The following is an 18,047-nucleotide window of genomic DNA, read 5'->3' on the forward strand; positions in this document are numbered from 1 at the left end:
CCGCATGATTGCAATGAATGCGCGTGCCGGCGTGAGTGGCGAAGTTGGTGCCGGGATTCGCGCTGGCATCCTGGCAAGCACGGCCGCGTGCCTTGTCGCCACTGCGTTATGGACCGCGCCGTCGATCGTGCGCGCCGCCGCCCCTGCCAGCGAACCGGCCGCGGCGCCGATTGCGCCGGCCGAGCGGCTACTGTTCATGACGCCGCATCTGCAAGGCGTCGCGGCGCAAACCGAACTCGATTACTCGCTGATCGCGTCGGGGCCGCCCGAGAAAGTCAACGATACGGTGCGCGTGCTGGTACCGAGCGCAAACAACGCGAGCCACAATGCGAGTGTCAGTGATCACACGGGCGAGGTGCCGGTGCCGGCCGGCGATCTGCCGTGCAATCCGGTGGTGCTGTATTTTCTCGAGCACGACATCGCGGAGATGGAACAACTGACCGGCGGGCAGCGCCGCTATTTCCAGAAGCGCGTGCGCATCGCACTGGCCGCCAATCCGCCGATCGTGCAGGTGAACGCCAATGTGAACGGCAAGCAGGTGAAGGCGCGCAAGGTCGAGATCCAGCCGTATCTGGGCGACCCGAATGCGCAGCGTTTTCCGCAATATGTCGCCAAGCGCTATACGTTTCTGTTCGCCGACGAGGTGCCCGGCGGGGTGTCGCAAATCCATACCGAGGTGCCCGGCGACAACAACGATTTCGCGCATCCGCGCATAGCCGAGACGCTCAGCTTCCAGGCGGCCGTGCACAAGCTGCCGTCGCCGCAGGGCACACCGGCACCGCCACCCCCGAACGGGCCGCGGGCGAGCCGCTGAACGCGATGGCACCCGCGCTCGCCGGCCATATGATCGCTGCGCCGCGGCGAGCGGCGACGGCGTTAGCGGTGCCGCTGCGCAGTGAGCGGTTGTGGACCGCGTGGTCGCGGAACGCGCCGTGAACCTGATCCGCTCGCTGACGCTGCGGCAATTGCAGATTTTCGTGATCGCGAGCCGCCTGCCGAGCTTCGCGCGCGCGGCGGAAGAGTTGCATCTGTCGCAGCCCGCGGTGTCGATGCAGATCCGCCAGCTCGAAGAAGCAGTGGGCCTGCCGCTGTTCGAGCGCATCGCGCGGCGGCTGACGCTGACCGAGGCGGGCGAACGGCTGTCGCATCATGCCAGCCGCATCATCGGCGAGATCAAGGATATCGAGGACACGATGACCTCGCTTGCGCAGGCCGATAGCGGCACGATCGCGGTGAGCATCGTCAGTTCGGCAACCTATTTCGCGCCGAAACTGCTCGCGCAATATTCACAGCAGTTTCCCAAGGTGGACGTGCGTTTCTCGGTCGGCAACCGCGAGACGCTGCTGCGTCTGCTGCAGGACAACGCGACGGATCTTGCCATCATGGGCCGCCCGCCGCCGGAACTGGGCACCACGACCGAACCGCTTGCACGGCATCCGCATGTGATCGTCGCGCCGCTGACGCATCCGTTGTGCGGCGCGCGAGGCTTCGACCTGCAGGAGCTGGCCGGCGACACATTCCTGCTGCGCGAGCCGGGATCGGGCACGCGCGCGGTGGTCGAGCATATGTTCAGACAGCATCTGTTCACGCCCGCGCGCTGCGTGACGCTGGGCAGCAACGAAACGATCAAGCAGGCGGTGATGGCGGGTATGGGCGTAAGCCTGTTGTCGCTGCATACGCTTGCGCTCGAATTGCGCGCCGGCGAAATCGCGCTGCTCGACGTAAACAGCACGCCGATCGAGCGCACCTGGCAAATCGTGCATCTGACGTCGAAACAGCTGTCGCCGACCTGCGTGGCATTCCGGCGCTTCATGCTCGAACATGCGGAGCCGTTTCTGGAGCGGGAGTACGCGCCTTTTATCGCGGCTGCGCGTAGCAGTGCGCGGCGCGGCGCGAGCGACAGGCGTGGCGATGCCGGCGTGCCGGATCTGGCTGCGGCTCCGTGACGAAGGGCGGGCGGCGCGGCGTTGCATGGGTCTTTTGCCGTTGCGTCGGTACGGGGTTGCTCGCTCTGCAGTTATGCGCGCATGTCGCGAACGTGCAGGCTTCGGCCGATGTGACAAGCGCGGCACCGGTGTTACAGGCAGTTGCAGATAATCGCGGCGATACGGCGCAGCAACCTGCATCGATGCAACAGCGCGACGCATCGCAGGTGGCGCTGCCTCCAGTCACGCCATTGCCGATGATCCGGCTCGCCGCCGGCGCATACGTGCACCGTGGCGACGATAACGTCGCGACACGCGCGAACCGCGGCGATATTGCGAACATCGGCTTTATCGTCGGCACGCGCTGCGTCGCGGTGATCGATACCGGCGGCACGCTGGCCGAAGGGCGTGCGCTGCGTGCCGCGATCCGCAAGGTGACGCCATTGCCGGTGTGTTACGTGATCAACACGCATATGCATCCCGACCACATCTTCGGCAATGCAGCATTTACGGCGGATCATCCGCAGTTCGTCGGCAGCGCGACGCTCGGCGAAGCCGAAGCGTCTCACGCGGAAAGCTACCTGCGCGTGCTGAAACGCGAGCTGGGCCCGCTTGCGCAAGGCAGCATCATCGTTTCACCCACGCACAGCGTGTCCGGCAGCGAGACACTCGATATCGGCCACCGGATGCTGCGCCTGCAAACGTGGAAAACGGCCCATACTAACAACGATCTAACCGTCTACGATGAAGCTAGCGGCATGCTGTGGACGGGCGATCTGCTGTTTGTCGGCTGTATTCCGGTGATCGACGGCAGCGTGCTCGGCTGGCTCGACGACATCGCGGCGCTGCGCGCGCTGAATCCGCAGCGCATGGTGCCGGGGCATGGGGCGCTCGACCAGCCGTGGCGTCCGGCACTGGCCGCCGAGGAGCAGTATCTGGCAAACCTCGTACGCGATGTGCGCGCCGCGCTCAAACAGGGCCAGACGATGCAGCGGGCGGTGGACACGATAGGTCTTGGCGAGCGTAAAAAATGGCGCCTCTACGACATCTATCACCGCCGCAACGTGACCGCCGCGTATGCGGAGCTCGAGTGGGAACAGTGAATGTGCTGCAAGCGCGGCGATGTCAGCCGCGCACACCAGGCGGCGCCACTGCAGAGGGACGGAGGGACACATGAACACGATCGCAAGAAGCACCTGTGCAGCGTTGCTGACGCTGGCCACGATGTTCGCGACGCAACTCGCGCGCGCCGACGAACATGCGGAAGACAACCCCGAAACACCGGCGCGCTGGCTCGACTTCAAGAGCGGCATGTTCAAGGGTCGCGCGGTCGATCCGCACGGCGATGCGGTGATCAAGCTCGATGCGCCCGCACGCGCGGCAGACGGTGCGGTGGTGCCGATTGCGATTGCCGCGCAGTTTGCGCAAACGCCCACGCGTTACATCAAGAAGATCTACCTGTTCATCGATGAGAACCCGGAGCCGTATGCCGGTTCTTTTTCGTTCGCACCTGAATCGGGTTTCGCGACGATCGAAACGCGGGTGCGCGTGGAGGACTACACGTTTATGCGCGCGATCGCGGAAACCAATGATGGACGCCTGTACAGCTCGGTGCGTTTCGTGAAGGCCTCGGGCGGCTGTTCGGCTCCCGCGGGCAAGGACGACGCAGCCGCGGAAGCGGGCGCTGGCCTCGTGCGCCTCACGTTGCAAGGCCAGACGGTGCCCGGCAAGCCGCAGCTCGCACAGTTGATGGTCAGACATCCGAACCGAACCGGTATGGCGATGAACCAGGTGACACGCAACTATGCGACCGCCTATTTCGTGCGCAAGGTGACGGTCAGCTATGCGGACAAGCCAGTGATGGTGGCCGACGTCAATTTCTCGATCAGCGAGAATCCGAATTTCCGCTTCTGGTTCGTGCCGAGTGGCAGCGGAGAGCTGAAGGCGCGCGTCGAGGATACGAAGAGCAAGGAGTTCGATGCCGCTGTCGCGGTCAATTCGCAAGCGAGCGCGCAGCAAAGCGCGGCATCGAAGCTGTGAGGCAGCGGGTGGCAAACGTGGGTGTCCGCTGGCGCTGGAGGCCTGCGCTGCCTGCATTGTTGCTGGCGGGCGTTGTGTGGGCGAGTCTGGTCGTGCCGGCTTCAGCGGCAGGGCCGGCCTCGCCAACTGCATCTGCGTCTGCTGCATCTGCCGCGGTTGCCTTAAGCAACGATCCGCTGCGCGCGCCGGCACCGGTGCAGGTGGCGCCCGGCGTCTACGTGATGTTCGGCGACGGCGACGCAGTCGCGCCGGCTAATCGCGGCATCGTCGCCAACAACGGCTTCATCGTCGGCACCAGCGGCGTGACGGTGGTCGATACCGGCTCGTCGTACCGCTATGGCCGTGCGATGCTCGATGCGATCCGCAAGGTGACACCGCTACCGGTGCAACTGGTGATCATCACGCACCAGGGGCCGGAGTTCGTATTCGGCGCGGCAGCTTACCGCGACCGTGGCGTGCCGATTCTCGCGCAGCAGCGCGCCGCGGAACTGATTCGCGAGCGCTGCGCGATTTGCCTGAAGAACCTGATCCGCACGCTCGGCGACGATGAAATGGCCGGCTCGCGCGTGACCGTGCCGGATCGCACCGTCGAAGGCACCACGCAACTCGACAGCGGCGGCCGCGCGTTGGAGTTGCTGTATTTCGGGCCGGCCAGCACGCCCGGCGACCTCGTCGTGCGTGACGTCGCGACAGGGGCGCTATTCGTGGGCGGCCTCGTCAGCGTCGGTCGCGTGCCCGAACTGCGCAACGAGCAGATACCGGGCTGGCTCGCGGCACTCGACAAGCTGAAAGCGCTCGATGTTCCGGTGATGGTGCCGGCCTTCGGCCGCCTCGCGAAGCGTGGCGACCTCGAGCATCTGGCGACTTATCTACGGGAGCTCGAAGCCGGCGTGCGTCGCGCATTCGACGCAGGCGTTGGGCTGACCGAAGCGATGCATCGCGTACAAGTGCCTGCATTCAGCCACGACAAGCTCTATCGCACCGCGCAGCCGCAAAACGTCGAGCATCTGTATCTGCAGATGGAGAAGCAAAAACAGCAGTAACGGCACGCGTACTCGCATCGCACGGCATGTGAAGCCCCGATCGTTGCAGTTGCAACCGGCCGCAGCGTTTTGCTCGTCCACATGCGGCGGCTGCGAAAGACCGCCGCCTCATCCGGCAGCAGCACGCGTTACGTTCTCTGCTTCCATCACCGGCTGCAAACCGTCGATGCGAGCACACAACCCGTGCCCATCGCTGCGGTTATGCAGCGTCAACGCGAGGCCTAACCGGTTCGCGATGCGCGCGGCAATCGCGAGCCCAAGCCCGCTGCCCTGTGCCTGCGCGTCGGCACCGCGGTAGAAGCGATCGAACACGCGCTCCAGTTCGTCGTCGGGAATGCCTGGGCCGGTGTCGCGCACTTCGATGCGGATCGTGCCCGCGTCGCGCGCGAGCACGACGTCGACCGTGCCGCCTGCAGACGTATAGCGTATTGCGTTGTCGACCAGATTGGACAGCAGCAGCACTAACGCGTGAGATTCGGTCAACGCAATGAACGCATCGTCTGTGCCGGCCGGCGCGCTCGCTTCGAGCCCGAGGTCGACGCGTTTCGCCTCGGCCAGCAGCGACAATTCGCCGACCACCTGTTCGCCCACACGCCGCACGCTCACGCTCGCACGCGGCGTTGCGGCGGCCGCGTCTTCGCGCGCCAGCGTCAGCAGTTGCTGCACCAGGTGAATCAGCCGCTTCAGGCGCTCCTGCACGCGATCGAGCGTTTGCTCCGAACCGGTCAGCGTGCCGTCGCGCGCGGCCGCCTGCAATTGCAACTGCAACGCGGCAAGCGGCGAGCGCAGTTCATGCGCGGCATCCGACACGAACATGCGCTGCGTTTGCGACGCAGTGTGCAGCCGTTCCAGCAGGTCGTTCAATGCAAGCACCAGCGGCCGTACTTCGATCGGTGTGTGCGCATCGATCGGCAGCGGCTCGAGCGCGTCGAGCGAACGGCTGGCCAGCGAATCCGACAGTCCCCGGATCGGCGCGAGACCGCGCCCAACCACCAGCAGCACCAGCACGATCGCGCCCGGCACCATCAGCAACAGCGGCCATAACGTATGCAATGCGAGCTTCGCGGCCAGATCGTTACGAACCACGAGCGGTTGTGCAACCTGCACGTAACGCGACGACTGCTGCACGCCGAACACCCGCCAATGCACTTCGTCGTATTCGGCAGTGTGCAGACCTTCGCCGTGCCGCTGCAGCAGCGGCGCGTGCGGCGAGTGATAGACGAGTTGGCCCGTGTGGTCCCATACCTCGATATTGATGCGGTCGTCGGCAATGCTGCCGAGCATGTCGTCCGGATGCTGCCCGGCAGCCTGCAAGTTGGCCGGCATCGACAGCGCCACGGTGCGCAGTTCGTAGTCGAACAGTTCGCCGGCCTCGAGCCGCGCAGTGTGAAAAATGCCATACGCGGCCGCCGCGGAAGCCGCACCGAAGCCGCAGATCAGCCAACCCAGCAGGCGTCGCCGGATCGACGTCATTCGTGTCTCTTGAGCCGATAGCCGACGCCGCGCACCGTCACGATCTGGTCCGCACCGAGCTTGCGACGCACGCTGTGCACATGTACTTCGATCGTATTGCTGCCTACTTCTTCGCCCCAGCCGTACAGCTTTTCTTCGAGTTCCGCGCGCGTGAAGACGCGCGTCGGCGTTTCGATCAGCGCATGCAGCAGCGCGAATTCGCGCGGAATCAGCGCGACCGGCGTACCGTTCATCGTTACCTCATGTGCGGCCGGATCGAGTTTCAGTTCGCCGTGCGTGAAGACCGGCTGCGTGCGGCCAGCGCGACGCCGCGACAGCGCACGTACCCGCGCGGCCAGTTCGTCGAGATCGAACGGCTTGACCAGATAGTCGTCCGCACCGGCGTCGAGGCCGCGCACGCGGTCTTCGATCGCGTCGCGCGCGGTGAGGATGATGACGGGCGCATCGCCGCCTGCGTTGCGCCACGTTTTCAGTACGTCGATGCCGTCGGCCTTCGGCAAGCTCAGATCGAGCAGCACCAGGTCGTATACGCCGTTGCCGAGCGATAACACCGCGGCTCGGCCGTCGCGCGCCCAGTCGGTAGCGTAGCCGGCGCGGCGCATCGCCTCGACTACGGTCTCGCCGATCATTTCGTCGTCTTCGACCAGCAATAGACGCATGCGTTGCTCCGTGGTGATTCGGTATAAGTGGCCTGCCATTCGGCGCGACCGTCAATGTTACCGCGGCGCCGCCTGCGCACCCTCAGGCACGGCGGCGCTGCGGTTCATCGACTGGAGGTTCATCGATTGCGGCGCGCTGGCGGCAGATCGATCAGTGATGGCCGAACACCGGTTCGGTCAACGTGTGTGACATGCCTTTGCTGCCGGACTGCCAGCTTCCTTGCGTGCCCATGCCGTATTCAGAGGTTCCGCGCGGGGCCGAATACGATACGTCGGCAGGCCGTTGCGCACTGTTTGGCTGCGTGGTGCTGTCCTGGCCGTTGTAACTCTGCATGCCGGAAGGCGCGCCAGGCATTGCGCCGTTACTGGTTTGCGCAAACGACAGGGCCGGAACGAGCAAAAGCGATGCCGACAGGATTGCGGGTAACAATGATTTCATCTGCTGCTCTCCTTGAGTTGGCGGGCAATCGAACGGCGCCCGCTTACATAAGATTAGGTCTACCGCCTTATAAATCCCTTAACCATCTGCAGAAAATGCGCGTCAGATCGTTTGATGGTCAGGTCGGCGGCTAACTTGCAGATGCATGACGCGTGCCGCGTGCATGCCGCCATTGCAGCGCAACCACCGCGGCGAGCACAGCGAGTATCGTCAGCGACGCGGGAATGCGCGCGAGTGCGAGACCGCCTTCCGCGTACGGTTTGGTCAGCGTATCGCCCAAGGTTGCGCCGAGCGGACGGGTCAGCACGTACGCGGCCCAGAACAGCACGCTCGCCGGAACACGCCGCGTCACACGCCACGCCAGTGCCACGACCGCAAGCAGCGCGGCGAAAACCAGCGCGCCGCGCTCGAAGCCGAGGCCTGCGCTGGACGCGGCAAAGTCGCCGAGCGCGGTGCCCAGGGTGTTCGACACGACAATCGTAAGCCAGTAGAACACTTCGTCGCGCGAGCGCACGATGTGCTGATATTCGATGCGGCCCGTTACTGCATACCAGCTCGCGAGCACCAGCAACACGGCGAGCAGCAGCAGCGCGGAGGAACTCACGTAACCGAGCGCGACCGTACGGTCCAGAAAGTCGGACATCGTCGTGCCCACGGTGGTGGTGGCCACCACTACCGCCCAGTAGATCGCCGGTTGGTAGCGGTCGCTGCGCACCTGTAACGTCAGTGTCACGGCGAAAAATGCCAGAAACACCAGCGTTGCGACGGCATAGCCGAGGCCGAGCGTCATCGAAAGCGCGTCGCCGCCGGTTTCGCCGACGGTGGTCGCCAGAATTTTCACTATCCAGAATACGGCGGTCGCCTCGGGCACCTTGCTGAGCGCGCTTTGCGGCTGCAAAGGCGCATAAGTGGATCGCGTCACGGTCATTCCTCCATCGGCGGTTTGCGGGCACCATGCCTTCGCAAAGCCGCGATGCTGACCGAGCGGGCTTAAGAGTTCCTTATCCGGCGAGTTTTGCCCGATGACGTTCGAAGGCGCGACGCAATGGCCTGCTGTTTGCGTTGCGGTTTCGTGTTGCGGCCTTTCGTTGTTCAGATGGCTGCATCGGCTCGCGGCGGGCGCTATGCTACTGCTTTCCCGTCGTTTCCCGTCACCAAGGACCTTTCCGATGAAAACGCCAGCAGGCTCCATGATCAGTTACCGCCGTCCGGACGGCAAAGAAGTAAGCGGGTATCTCGCGAAGCCCGCGCAAGCGCAGGGCGCACCGGCGATCGTCGTGCTGCAGGAATGGTGGGGTTTGAACGACCAGATTCGCGGCGTCGCGGATCGTCTCGCGCTGGCTGGCTACGTTGCGCTGGTGCCCGACCTGTATCGCGGCAAATCGACGGTCGAAGAAGAAGAGGCGCATCACCTGATGAGCGGCCTCGATTTCGGCGATGCCGCGTCGCAGGACATTCGCGGCGCGGTTCAGTATCTGAAGCAACAGTCGGAGCGCGTCGGCGTGATCGGTTATTGCATGGGCGGCGCGCTCGCGTGGCTCGCGCTATGCCATACGCCGGAACTGTCGGCCGGCGTTATCTGGTACGGCCATCCGCCGCTCGAATATATCGATGCATCGTTGATCAAGGTGCCGGTGCTCGCGCATTGGGGCACCCAGGACGCGTTCTTCGCGGCCGAAAACGTCGACAAGCTCGAAGCCAAACTGCGCGAAGCCAACGTCGATGCCACCTTCCATCGCTACCTCGCACATCATGCTTTTGCGAACGAAACGGCGGTTGGCACGACGCGCATCGCCGGCACGCAGTTCGATCCGGTGTGGGCGCAACAATCGTGGGACCGCTCGCTGACGTTCCTCGGCCGCACGCTGTGGGCGCAAAAAACCGCATAACCAGGTGGCAAAACAAAAGGCGCACGCCGCTGACCGGCGTACGCCTTTCATAACGAGGCGTGTGCGAACGCGCCATCGTGGTGCATCGGGCGTGACGCTATTTCTGCCCGAGGCTGTGGTAGAACGCCGCGAGATTCGCGATGTCCGTATCCGATAACGGCTTGACGATCAGCGACATCATGTCGTTCTTGCGCTCGCCGCTTTTGAAGTCGTTGAGCGCTTTCACCAGATAGTCCTCGTTTTGCCCTGCCAGATTCGGCGCTTCAGGAATCTTCGCGATGCCGTCGAGCCCATGGCAAGCCTGGCACTGCACGGCCTTCGCGCGCCCGGCGGCGATATCCGCGGCGTGCGCCGTGCCGGGCAATGTCGCGAGCGCCGTCAACATCGCGCAAGCCACTGCCCCAGCACGCCACGCACGCATCATTTCGCCCCCGAGTACGAGATCCGGTAGATCGCACCGGCATAGTCGTCCGACACCAGCAGCGAGCCATCCTGCAACTGCTGCACGTCGACCGGGCGGCCCATGTATTCGCCGGTCGGCGTGAGCCAGCCTTCGGCGAATACCTCGGTGGTGCCGACGCTGCCGTCGTCGTTGACCGGCGTGAACATGATGCGTGCGCCGATCGGCTTGGTGCGGTTCCACGAACCGTGCTCGGCATCGAACACGCCGCCCTGATACTTTGCGGGGAACATCTTGCCGGTATAGAACGACATGCCCAGATCGGCCGCATGCGCAGCGTATTCGACCTGCGGGAACACCACGCCCGCCGGCGGATTGCTGTTCTTGTAGTCCTCGGTGCGCACGTGGCCGCCGCCGTACCACGGAAAGCCGAAGTTCTCGCCGGCCTTGGTCGCATGGTTCAGCTCGCCCGGCGGCGTGTCGTCGCCCATGCCGTCCACCTGGTTGTCGGTGAACCACAGCGACTTGTCCTTCGGATTGAAATCCATGCCGACCGAATTGCGCACGCCGTGCGCATACACCTCGCGGTTCTTGCCGTCCTGATCGATGCGGATGATGCCGGCTAGCCCATTCTTGTCGAGCTCGGCCAGCTTGTCTTTCGGCGGCACGTTCCACGGCTGGCCGAGCGCGATATAAAGCTTCTTGTCCGGTCCGATGCGGCAGACTCGCGCACCGTGATTGAAGCTTTCGAATTGCGTCGGAATCAGTTTGCCTTGCGGCACCACCACGGCCGCCGCAACGTCGGGGCCGCCTTCGCCGAAGAATTGTGCAGCCGGGAATGCGAGCACGCGGTTCTGTTCGACCACGTACAGCACGCCGTCAGGCGAGAAGCACACGCCGTTAGGCACCTTGAACGTTACCGAGCTCGCGAACGACACGACGTCGTCGGCCACGCGACGCTTGGTGCGGTCGGTGACCTGCCAGACACGCGCCTTGCGCGTGCCGACGAACACCACGCCGGTGGACGGCTCGATCGCCATATGACGCGCATCCGGCACCACCGCATACAACTCGATCTTGAAGCCCGGCGGCAGCTTGATCTGCTTCAGGTTCTCGCGCAGCGCATCGGCACGCTGGCCAGATTGCTGTACCTGCTCAGGCGGCGTGGTGTTGCCGGTCTGCTGGAAGTTGGAAAGCGTATTGACGTTGTCGGCCGCCTGCACAGACGGCAACGTAGCGAAAACCGCAGCGGCGACGGCGAACGGCAAAAGCTTGGGCATTGCGTTCATCTAGGTGTCTCCATGGAATTTGCTTTGGCTTGACGGAACTGCAACTGCGTGGACGGCAACAGGTACGGTCAGATCAGATGCCGGGCGCTGCGCGGGGGCGGCAGGCGAGGGTTTGATGAGCGGAGGTAAACAGCGGGAAAGCGGAAAGAGGGGGTGACGTCAGGAACGCCTGGCCCTGCAACAGGTGCTGCGCAATGGACATGTCTTCGCTCCACGATTTCTTGTTCTCTATATGCGCAAATCATTAGTGTTATAGACGATGTCGCGGCCAGTGGCATGAACTTCATGCGCATCTTTGCGTAGGCTAAATGAAATAATGGAAATTGCAACGTCAGGAATGCCCGGGGCTTGCGCACGGGTTTTGGATGTGGCTCGACATCCGGCGACACGTTGCGGCCGGCATGGTGTGCGCGCAGCGAATCCGTATCGAACGAGCTGTCGCAACCTCTGATGAGGCTATGTATTGAGAAGGCTACGCGCGCGCGTGCCGGTGCTGCGACGGTGCAGGCAACACCGCGGGCAACGCTGCGTCAGTGCAGTTTGACGCGCGGCACGGTGGCGCGCCGCAGCCGGTGCGCGATGGTGTTCAGCACCATCCGTTTCCAGCCATGCAGCGCGGCAACGTGCATCCGGTACAGCGACTTGTACATCACCCGCGCGACGATGCCGCCGATAAACAGGCTGTCGCCGGCGAGGCCGCCCATCAGGCTGCCAACCGCGCTGGTATGACCGAGCGACACCAGCGAACCAAGGTCGCGATAGTGGAACGCGGGCAGCGTCGCGCCATCCAGCCGGCACTTCATCGCCTTCACCAGAAAGCTGGCCTGCTGGTGTGCGGCCTGGGCGCGCGGCGGCACGTTGCGGCTGCCGTTCGGCAGCGGGCAGGCGGCACAGTCGCCGATTGCGAAGATGTTTTCGTCGTCGGTTTGCAGCGTCGGGCGCACCAGCACCTGGCCGAGCGCATTGATCGGCAAGCCAAGCCGCGCCATCACGGCGGGCGCGCGGATACCGGCAGCCCATACGGTCAGATCGGCGGGAATGACCTCGCCATTTTCGGTGTGCAACGCATCGCGCGTTACTTCGGTGATGCGCTCGTCGACCATCACGTCGATGCCGCGTTTGCGCAAGACCTCCAACGCAGCGGCCGATACGCGTTCGGTCAGCGCGGGCAAGATACGTGGGCCCGAATCGATCAGCACGATGCGGATGTCGCGCAGCGGGTCGAGCTTGTGTAGTCCGTACGCGGCGAGGGCGTCCGTTGCGCTGCGCAGTTCGGCAGCCAGTTCGACGCCTGTTGCGCCGCCGCCGACAATCGCGATGTTGACGCGCGGCTTGCGTGCACCGTGCGTACCAGGCGCGCCTGGTGCGCCCGCCGCGCGCGTGCCGCAGTGCAGGTCGCTGTGGCCGGCACGCATGGCTGCTGCAATCAGCCGGCGCCGGAAGCGCTCCGCTTGCGGCACGGTATCGAGCGCAAGCGAATGCTCGGCTGCGCCTTTGACGTCGAAGTAATGCGTGGTGCTGCCGACCGCCAGCACCAGCGTGTCGTACGGCAGCGTGCGCGCCGGCAGGATGTGATCGCCGTGCTCGTCGCACAGGGCGCCGACGATCACTTGCCGGTTGATACGATCGATGCCGACCAGGTCGCCCTGTTCGAATTCGAAGCCATGCCAGTGCGCTTGAGCCGCATATTCGAGCTGATGCGTAAACGGATCGATGCTGCCGGCCGCCACTTCGTGCAGCAGCGGCTTCCACATATGGGTGGGATTGCGATCGATCAGCGTGATGGCCATGCGCTGACGCGTTTTACTTGCACCGAATGCATCGCCGAGACGCGTTGCCAGTTCCAGACCTCCGGCACCTCCGCCGACGATAAGCAATCGATGCATATTCGTTCTCCAGACAAAGTAATCATGCTGGAAGCGATTTTATGCGTGCAAGACGCGGGACCGTATGCACAGTCCGGCGTGATGGTTCAGGTCACAGTTCGTCGCGCCAGCCGATGCTGCGACGAGCGGTCGCAGCGGATTCAGGTTTTATACCGCAACGAAGCGAGCCGTGCCGCGCGATGGCAAAAGCTTTACGGGTTCGACGGTTCTTTTTTCGGGAAATTGACGCGCCTCGTAATGTAATCGCCTTTTCCATTCAGCAAGACGCAATCACAACAGACATGAAAGACGATGCTTACCGCGACATCAACGATCTGTATCTGTCGATGGTCTCACCCGAAGAGGTATTGGCGCGCGACATCCACGACCCGGTGATGTCGGACTGGATCGTCAACTCGTTGCCGGATCGGGCTTCGATTCTCGATGCCGGCTGCGGTATGGGGTTCCACATGATCGCACTGCATCGCGGCTTGCCGGCGCGGCAGACCGGCAAGCAGTATCGCGTATCCGGCGCGGACTACAGCGAGAGCATGTTGCGCAGCGCCCGGGCCGCCGGTGCGAAGGCCGGCATACCGGCGGATGCCTACCGGCAGAGCGCATTTGCGGACCTGAAGCAGATCGAGCCCTGGTCGGCCAGCTTCGATTGCGTGTTGATCAATTACGCGATCTATAGCTACCCGGATTCGGTGTCGGACTATGACGCGTACTTCGGCGAATGTCTGGCGGGTGTGAACCACGTGCTGCGGCCCGGGGGCCATCTGTTGTTCAATCTGCGCGACTGGGCGAGTGTGGTGGCAGGCCCGAAGGATCACGACTACGTAAACACGCACGATGGCGTCACTTACCACTGCCGGTATTCATGGACGTTCAACGAAGACCGCCGGCATACGGCGCACGTCACGATGCGCAATTCCGCTAGCGACGTGAAACGGGAAACCATCCTGCGTTTTGCGCAGCGTACGCCAGAAGAATTGCTGGCGTTGATGGGCAAACACGGCTATGAACTCGTGTCGCTGCAATCGCATGGCTCGGGCATGCTGAAGTTCGATACGGTGATTGCGAGGCGCAGCGGGGCGCAATGACCCGCGTAGCTTCGCGTCGCGGCCGGTTAAAAGCTATAGCCGGCCGCGGCAGCTTGCACGTTTGTATCGGTGCGCCGTTACGCGCTCGAGCTTAACCAAGCCAGGGCTTGGCCCAGCCAAGGCCCGCCGAAGTAGCGCCCTTCGGAATGTATTCGCAACCGATCCAGCCGTCGTAGCCGAGTGCATCGATCTGCTCGAACAGATACGGGAAGTTCACTTCGCCGAGATCCGGTTCATGCCGGTCCGGCACGCCGGCTACCTGGATGTGGCCGATATCGGCGCTCAACTGCTTGAGCGTCATGGTGAGATCGCCCTCGACGATCTGGCAGTGGTACAGGTCGAACTGCACCTTCAGGTTTGCTGCGCCGATTTCGCGGCAGATCTGCTGCGCGTCGCCCTGGCGGCTCAGAAAATAGCCGGGCATGTCGCGCGTGTTGATCGGCTCGATGACGATCATCAGGCCGTGCGCCGCAGCCTGCTGCGCCGCGTAGGCAAGATTGCGCAGATAGACGTCGCGATGCTGCGCGCGATCTTCGTTAGCGCCGAGCAGGCCCGCCATCACATGAATCTTGCGGTTGCCGAGCGCGTGCGCGTACTGCAGCGCCGTTTCCACGCCGCGCTTGAACTCGTCTTCACGGCCCGGCAGCGACGCAATACCGCGTTCACCTTTTGCCCAGTCGCCCGGCGGCGCGTTGAACAAGGCCTGTTCGAGGCCGTGTTGCTTGAGCAAGCCCGCGAGCTGCGCCGCAGGGTAGTCGTACGGGAACAGATATTCGACTGCCTTGAAGCGGTCCGCCGCGGCGGCGCCAAAGCGCTCGAGGAATTCGTGTTCCCGGTACATCATCGTCAGGTTGGCGGCAAAGCGTGGCATGGTCGGTTCGCTAGATACGGTCGATGCGTTGAGTTGAAATGACTGTGAATGAACTACCAGCGCGCGCCGAACGTCGTGCGCAACTCGTCGATCTGCGCTTCGCTCAACGGTGCCGGGCGCGGTTCGGTCATCAGCCACAGTTTTGCGGTTTCTTCCAGCTCTTCGAGCGCCCATGCCGCCTGCGATACGCTTGCACCCCACACTACAGGCCCAAGCCGCTCGAGCAGCACGCCGCGTACTTCGCTGGCAAGCGTGCGCACCCGTTCGGCGACGCTCGCATCGCCTGGCCGGCAATACGGAATCAGCGGAATGTGGCCCACTTTCATCACGTAGTACGGCGTGATCGGCGGCAGCACGTCGTTCGGCTGCCAGACGCCGGATAGCGTCAGCGCAACCAGATTTGTCGAGTGCGTATGCACGACGCCGTGCATGTCCGGGTTGGTGTCGTAGACGCTGCGATGCAGCGCCAGCGTTTTCGACGGCTTGTCGCCGCTCAACCACTCCCCGTTGCTGCCGACCTTTGCGATCTTCGCCGGGTCGAGATGGCCGAGGCATGCATCGGTCGGCGTAATCAGCCAACCGTCCGCAAGACGCGCACTGATGTTGCCTGCCGAGCCGACCGTATAGCCGCGCTGATAAAGATCGGCGCCGATACGCGCGATCTCTTCGCGGGCGCGGCTTTCCGCCGCCGCCGCGGATGCAACGGTCGCGCTCATGCGTGGCCCTTGGTGGTCGTGGTTTGCTCGAACATGCCGAGCGCCTTGCTGAAGAAGTCGACCGCGCCGAAGTTGCCGGACTTCAGTGCGAGCGCGAGCGGTGTTGCGCCGACCGATACGGTGCACGGCACGCCCGGATCGATTTGCGGCCCGATGCGCAGCGCCTTGACCTGCAACGCATTGACCACGGCACCCGAGGTTTCGCCGCCGGCCACGACGAAGCGGCGCACGCCTGCGGCATGCATGCGCTGCGCGATCGCGGCGAGCGCCTGCTCGACCAGTTCACCGGAAGCCGCGCTGCCGAGCTGCTTTTGCACTGCGCTCACTTCTTCCGGCGCACTGGTCGCATACACCAGCACCGGGCCTTCGGCGAGGCGCGGTTCGACGAACGCCATCGCTTCATCGACCACCTTGTCGCCGCGTGCCAGCGCGAGCGGATCGATGCGGAACGCCGGGCGACCGCTGTCGCGCCAATGCGCGACCTGGCCCTGCGTCGCGCGCGAGCAGCTGCCCGACAGCACCGCGGACAGCCCTTCGACACGCGGCACCTGGCCGCTTTCCTGCGCCGCCGGCAGCAACCCCGCGCGGGCGAAATTGCCAGGCAGGCCGAGCGCGAGGCCCGAACCGCCGGTCAGCAGCAGATCGTCTGCGCACGCGCTGCCGAGCGTGTACAGGTCCTGATCGGAAATCGCATCGGCAATCGCAAGGCCGACGCCGTCGCGCTGCAGTGCCGCGCGTGCTTCGCCCAATGCAGCCACGCCGCGCTGCACGGTGTCGTAGCGCAGCAGCCCGACCTTGGTCGACGTTTGCCGTTGCAGCACGCGCACCAGGTTCGCGTCGGTCATCGGCGTGAGCGGATGGTTTTGCATGCCCGACTCGTTCAGCAGCAGATCGCCGACGAACAGACTGCCGCGATACACGGTGCGCCCGGCTTCCGGGAATGCCGGGCAGGCGATTGCAAACGGCGCGTTCAGCGCCTTCATCAGCGCATCGGCAACCGGCCCGATGTTGCCCTCGTCGGTCGAATCGAAGGTCGAGCAATACTTGAAATAGAACTGCTTGCAGCCGAGTTTCTGCAGCCATGCGAGCGCGGCAAGCGATTCCGCCACTGCCTGCTCGCGTGGCGCGGTGCGCGATTTCAGCGCAACCACGACCGCTTCCGCGGGCGTCTCGAGCGGGCCGTCGGGCACGCCGATGGTTTGGACCGTGCGCATGCCGCCGCGCACCAGCATGTTCGCGAGATCGGTGGCGCCCGTGGAGTCATCGGCGATGCAGCCGAGCAGGGCAGTGGAAGAGGTCATGGTCGAATTCCGCAAATCGTGACGGTTACGCTGCTTGCGCGGCGTTGTCCTTGATGAACGCGCGCACTACGCTGTCGAAGTCCGCGTCGAAGACGAAGCCGAGCGAGCGTGCGTAATCGGCCGAGAAATTGCCCGGCCACGAATTGACGATGCGCTCGATGGCCGGGTCGCGTTCCACGCGCACGCGGTTCGCCACGGCGTCGCCGGCAATGCGGCGCAGCGATGCAAGCATGTCCTGCACCGACACCGACAGCCCCGGCATGTTGATCACGCGGCCGTTAGCCAGCTTGTCTTTCGGCAGTTCGTAGCCGTGCAGCAGGTTGTCGATCGCGCGGTCCGGCGACATCAGCCACAAGATGGTTTCCGGCGTGACCGGGCACACGGCATCGACACCGTTCACCGGCTCGCGAATGATGCCGCTTGCGAAGCTCGATGCCGCGCGGTTCGGTTTGCCCGGACGCACGACGACGGTCGGCATGCGCAGGCTGCGGCCATCGACATAGCCGCGCCGCGAATAGTCGGCGAGCATCAGGTCGGCCATCGCTTTTTGCGTGCCGTACGAGCTTTGCGGCGCCCACACCTGCGTGTCGGGCACGGTGGCGGGCAGCGCACCGCCGAATACCGCGACCGAGCTCGTCATCACGAAGCGCGCTTGCGTGCCGACCGCGCGAATGCGTTCGAGCAGCATGCGCGTCGCGTCGAAGTTGATGCTCATGCCCAGATCGAATTCCTGCTCGGCCTGGCCGGACACGATTGCCGCGAGGTGAAACACCGCGTGGGTATCGGCGTCGATCAGGCGCTCGATCTGCGCGCGATCGGTAATGTCGCCGGTGACGGGGCGCACGCGCGGGTCGTCGATGCCGGTGAGCGGCACGACGTCGAAGGCGTCGATCTGCTTGATGGCGACCGGCGTGCCGGCCGGACCGGTCAATTCGCCGCGCGCCAGCAGCGCGCCAATCAGACGGCGGCCGAGGAAACCTGCCGCACCCGTTACCAACACTTTCATAGATGTCTCCGTACTCGACGAACCAGAT

The 18,047-nt window shown here is 64.2% G+C and carries 19 protein-coding genes; 8 read left to right on the forward strand and 11 right to left on the reverse strand.

Features of this window, described 5'->3' with window-relative positions:
- The first annotated feature begins 13 nt into the window (after positions 1-13).
- The 5 genes from ACYVNQ_RS19090 (at position 14) to ACYVNQ_RS19110 (ending at position 5,008) form a co-directional block, all read left to right on the forward strand.
- Positions 14-814, forward strand: a complete 801-nt coding sequence (locus ACYVNQ_RS19090; protein WP_460904959.1) for a hypothetical protein — start codon at positions 14-16, stop codon at positions 812-814.
- Between the two features lie 118 nt (positions 815-932).
- Positions 933-1,946 carry a LysR family transcriptional regulator gene (locus ACYVNQ_RS19095; protein ID WP_460904125.1) on the forward strand — a complete coding sequence of 338 codons (1,014 nt, stop codon included), beginning with the start codon at positions 933-935 and terminating at the stop codon, positions 1,944-1,946.
- A gap of 182 nt (positions 1,947-2,128) precedes the next feature.
- Positions 2,129-3,028, forward strand: a complete 900-nt coding sequence (locus ACYVNQ_RS19100) for a quinoprotein relay system zinc metallohydrolase 2 (protein ID WP_460904126.1) — start codon at positions 2,129-2,131, stop codon at positions 3,026-3,028.
- A 70-nt stretch (positions 3,029-3,098) separates the two neighbouring features.
- The gene (locus ACYVNQ_RS19105; protein ID WP_460904127.1) at positions 3,099-3,965 is read left to right on the forward strand and encodes a quinoprotein dehydrogenase-associated SoxYZ-like carrier; all 867 of its coding nucleotides are present in this window, start codon (positions 3,099-3,101) and stop codon (positions 3,963-3,965) included.
- 17 nt (positions 3,966-3,982) lie between these two features.
- The gene (locus ACYVNQ_RS19110; RefSeq protein ID WP_460904128.1) at positions 3,983-5,008 is read left to right on the forward strand and encodes an MBL fold metallo-hydrolase; all 1,026 of its coding nucleotides are present in this window, start codon (positions 3,983-3,985) and stop codon (positions 5,006-5,008) included.
- Between the two features lie 108 nt (positions 5,009-5,116).
- Here ACYVNQ_RS19110 and ACYVNQ_RS19115 read toward each other — a convergent pair whose 3' ends face one another.
- The 4 genes from ACYVNQ_RS19115 to ACYVNQ_RS19130 form a co-directional block, all read right to left on the reverse strand.
- On the reverse strand, positions 5,117-6,481 hold the full coding sequence (locus ACYVNQ_RS19115) for an ATP-binding protein (protein WP_460904129.1): 1,365 nt from the start codon (positions 6,479-6,481) through the stop codon (positions 5,117-5,119).
- On the reverse strand, positions 6,478-7,140 hold the full coding sequence (locus tag ACYVNQ_RS19120; protein WP_460904130.1) for a response regulator: 663 nt from the start codon (positions 7,138-7,140) through the stop codon (positions 6,478-6,480). The genes ACYVNQ_RS19115 and ACYVNQ_RS19120 overlap by 4 nt, the downstream gene beginning before the upstream one ends.
- 151 nt (positions 7,141-7,291) lie before the next feature.
- A complete protein-coding gene (locus ACYVNQ_RS19125; RefSeq protein ID WP_460904131.1) occupies positions 7,292-7,579 on the reverse strand; it encodes a DUF4148 domain-containing protein in 288 nt (95 codons plus the stop codon).
- Positions 7,580-7,709: 130 nt separating this feature from the next.
- The gene (locus ACYVNQ_RS19130) at positions 7,710-8,501 is read right to left on the reverse strand and encodes a COG4705 family protein (RefSeq protein ID WP_460904132.1); all 792 of its coding nucleotides are present in this window, start codon (positions 8,499-8,501) and stop codon (positions 7,710-7,712) included.
- Between the two features lie 247 nt (positions 8,502-8,748).
- Between ACYVNQ_RS19130 and ACYVNQ_RS19135 the strand changes: the two genes are divergently transcribed.
- The gene (locus ACYVNQ_RS19135; protein WP_460904133.1) at positions 8,749-9,468 is read left to right on the forward strand and encodes a dienelactone hydrolase family protein; all 720 of its coding nucleotides are present in this window, start codon (positions 8,749-8,751) and stop codon (positions 9,466-9,468) included.
- A 97-nt stretch (positions 9,469-9,565) separates the two neighbouring features.
- Here the strand turns inward: ACYVNQ_RS19135 and ACYVNQ_RS19140 are convergent, their stop codons facing one another.
- The 3 genes from ACYVNQ_RS19140 to ACYVNQ_RS19150 all read right to left on the reverse strand — a co-directional run bounded on the left by ACYVNQ_RS19140 (position 9,566) and on the right by ACYVNQ_RS19150 (position 13,043).
- The gene (locus ACYVNQ_RS19140; RefSeq protein ID WP_460904134.1) at positions 9,566-9,853 is read right to left on the reverse strand and encodes a c-type cytochrome; all 288 of its coding nucleotides are present in this window, start codon (positions 9,851-9,853) and stop codon (positions 9,566-9,568) included.
- A 35-nt stretch (positions 9,854-9,888) separates the two neighbouring features.
- Complete coding sequence (locus ACYVNQ_RS19145) at positions 9,889-11,157, reverse strand: PQQ-dependent sugar dehydrogenase (RefSeq protein ID WP_460904135.1); 1,269 nt, start codon at positions 11,155-11,157, stop codon at positions 9,889-9,891.
- Between the two features lie 530 nt (positions 11,158-11,687).
- Positions 11,688-13,043 (reverse strand): NAD(P)/FAD-dependent oxidoreductase, encoded by a 1,356-nt coding sequence (locus tag ACYVNQ_RS19150; protein ID WP_460904136.1) that lies wholly within the window; start codon positions 13,041-13,043, stop codon positions 11,688-11,690.
- Between ACYVNQ_RS19150 and ACYVNQ_RS19155 the strand changes: the two genes are divergently transcribed.
- Both ACYVNQ_RS19155 and ACYVNQ_RS19160 read left to right on the forward strand, forming a co-directional pair.
- Entirely contained in the window at positions 13,038-13,286 is a 249-nt protein-coding gene (locus ACYVNQ_RS19155) for a hypothetical protein (RefSeq protein ID WP_460904137.1), read from the forward strand. The genes ACYVNQ_RS19150 and ACYVNQ_RS19155 overlap by 6 nt on opposite strands.
- Before the next feature lie 38 nt (positions 13,287-13,324).
- Positions 13,325-14,125, forward strand: a complete 801-nt coding sequence (locus ACYVNQ_RS19160; protein WP_460904138.1) for a class I SAM-dependent methyltransferase — start codon at positions 13,325-13,327, stop codon at positions 14,123-14,125.
- Positions 14,126-14,216: 91 nt separating this feature from the next.
- Here ACYVNQ_RS19160 and otnI read toward each other — a convergent pair whose 3' ends face one another.
- From otnI to denD, 4 genes are read right to left on the reverse strand one after another with little or no spacing between them, the layout of a single operon-like run.
- Positions 14,217-14,996 carry a 2-oxo-tetronate isomerase gene (gene otnI / locus ACYVNQ_RS19165; RefSeq protein WP_460904139.1) on the reverse strand — a complete coding sequence of 260 codons (780 nt, stop codon included), beginning with the start codon at positions 14,994-14,996 and terminating at the stop codon, positions 14,217-14,219.
- Between the two features lie 53 nt (positions 14,997-15,049).
- Positions 15,050-15,712, reverse strand: a complete 663-nt coding sequence (gene otnC / locus ACYVNQ_RS19170; protein WP_460904140.1) for a 3-oxo-tetronate 4-phosphate decarboxylase — start codon at positions 15,710-15,712, stop codon at positions 15,050-15,052.
- Positions 15,709-17,013, reverse strand: coding sequence for a 3-oxo-tetronate kinase (otnK, locus tag ACYVNQ_RS19175; RefSeq protein WP_460904141.1), 1,305 nt, complete (start codon positions 17,011-17,013; stop codon positions 15,709-15,711). The genes otnC and otnK overlap by 4 nt, the downstream gene beginning before the upstream one ends.
- A 25-nt stretch (positions 17,014-17,038) precedes the next feature.
- Positions 17,039-18,019 carry a D-erythronate dehydrogenase gene (denD, locus tag ACYVNQ_RS19180; protein ID WP_460904142.1) on the reverse strand — a complete coding sequence of 327 codons (981 nt, stop codon included), beginning with the start codon at positions 18,017-18,019 and terminating at the stop codon, positions 17,039-17,041.
- Between the last annotated feature and the right edge of the window lie 28 nt (positions 18,020-18,047).

The sequence above is a fragment of the Paraburkholderia jirisanensis genome (assembly GCF_054782355.1).

What these genes read in the sequence shown, in the direction of transcription:
- ACYVNQ_RS19090 (WP_460904959.1), top strand. Translation starts at nt 14, where the DNA reads ATGAATGCGCGTGCCGGCGTGAGTGGCGAAGTTGGTGCCGGGATTCGC.
- ACYVNQ_RS19100 (WP_460904126.1), top strand. Translation starts at nt 2,129, where the DNA reads ATGCAACAGCGCGACGCATCGCAGGTGGCGCTGCCTCCAGTCACGCCA.
- ACYVNQ_RS19105 (WP_460904127.1), top strand. Translation starts at nt 3,099, where the DNA reads ATGAACACGATCGCAAGAAGCACCTGTGCAGCGTTGCTGACGCTGGCC.
- ACYVNQ_RS19115 (WP_460904129.1), bottom strand. Translation starts at nt 6,481, where the DNA reads ATGACGTCGATCCGGCGACGCCTGCTGGGTTGGCTGATCTGCGGCTTC.
- ACYVNQ_RS19120 (WP_460904130.1), bottom strand. Translation starts at nt 7,140, where the DNA reads ATGCGTCTATTGCTGGTCGAAGACGACGAAATGATCGGCGAGACCGTA.
- ACYVNQ_RS19125 (WP_460904131.1), bottom strand. Translation starts at nt 7,579, where the DNA reads ATGAAATCATTGTTACCCGCAATCCTGTCGGCATCGCTTTTGCTCGTT.
- ACYVNQ_RS19135 (WP_460904133.1), top strand. Translation starts at nt 8,749, where the DNA reads ATGAAAACGCCAGCAGGCTCCATGATCAGTTACCGCCGTCCGGACGGC.
- ACYVNQ_RS19140 (WP_460904134.1), bottom strand. Translation starts at nt 9,853, where the DNA reads ATGTTGACGGCGCTCGCGACATTGCCCGGCACGGCGCACGCCGCGGAT.
- ACYVNQ_RS19145 (WP_460904135.1), bottom strand. Translation starts at nt 11,157, where the DNA reads ATGAACGCAATGCCCAAGCTTTTGCCGTTCGCCGTCGCCGCTGCGGTT.
- ACYVNQ_RS19155 (WP_460904137.1), top strand. Translation starts at nt 13,038, where the DNA reads ATGCATATTCGTTCTCCAGACAAAGTAATCATGCTGGAAGCGATTTTA.
- ACYVNQ_RS19150 (WP_460904136.1), bottom strand. Translation starts at nt 13,043, where the DNA reads ATGCATCGATTGCTTATCGTCGGCGGAGGTGCCGGAGGTCTGGAACTG.
- ACYVNQ_RS19160 (WP_460904138.1), top strand. Translation starts at nt 13,325, where the DNA reads ATGAAAGACGATGCTTACCGCGACATCAACGATCTGTATCTGTCGATG.
- otnI (WP_460904139.1), bottom strand. Translation starts at nt 14,996, where the DNA reads ATGCCACGCTTTGCCGCCAACCTGACGATGATGTACCGGGAACACGAA.
- otnC (WP_460904140.1), bottom strand. Translation starts at nt 15,712, where the DNA reads ATGAGCGCGACCGTTGCATCCGCGGCGGCGGCGGAAAGCCGCGCCCGC.
- otnK (WP_460904141.1), bottom strand. Translation starts at nt 17,013, where the DNA reads ATGACCTCTTCCACTGCCCTGCTCGGCTGCATCGCCGATGACTCCACG.
- denD (WP_460904142.1), bottom strand. Translation starts at nt 18,019, where the DNA reads ATGAAAGTGTTGGTAACGGGTGCGGCAGGTTTCCTCGGCCGCCGTCTG.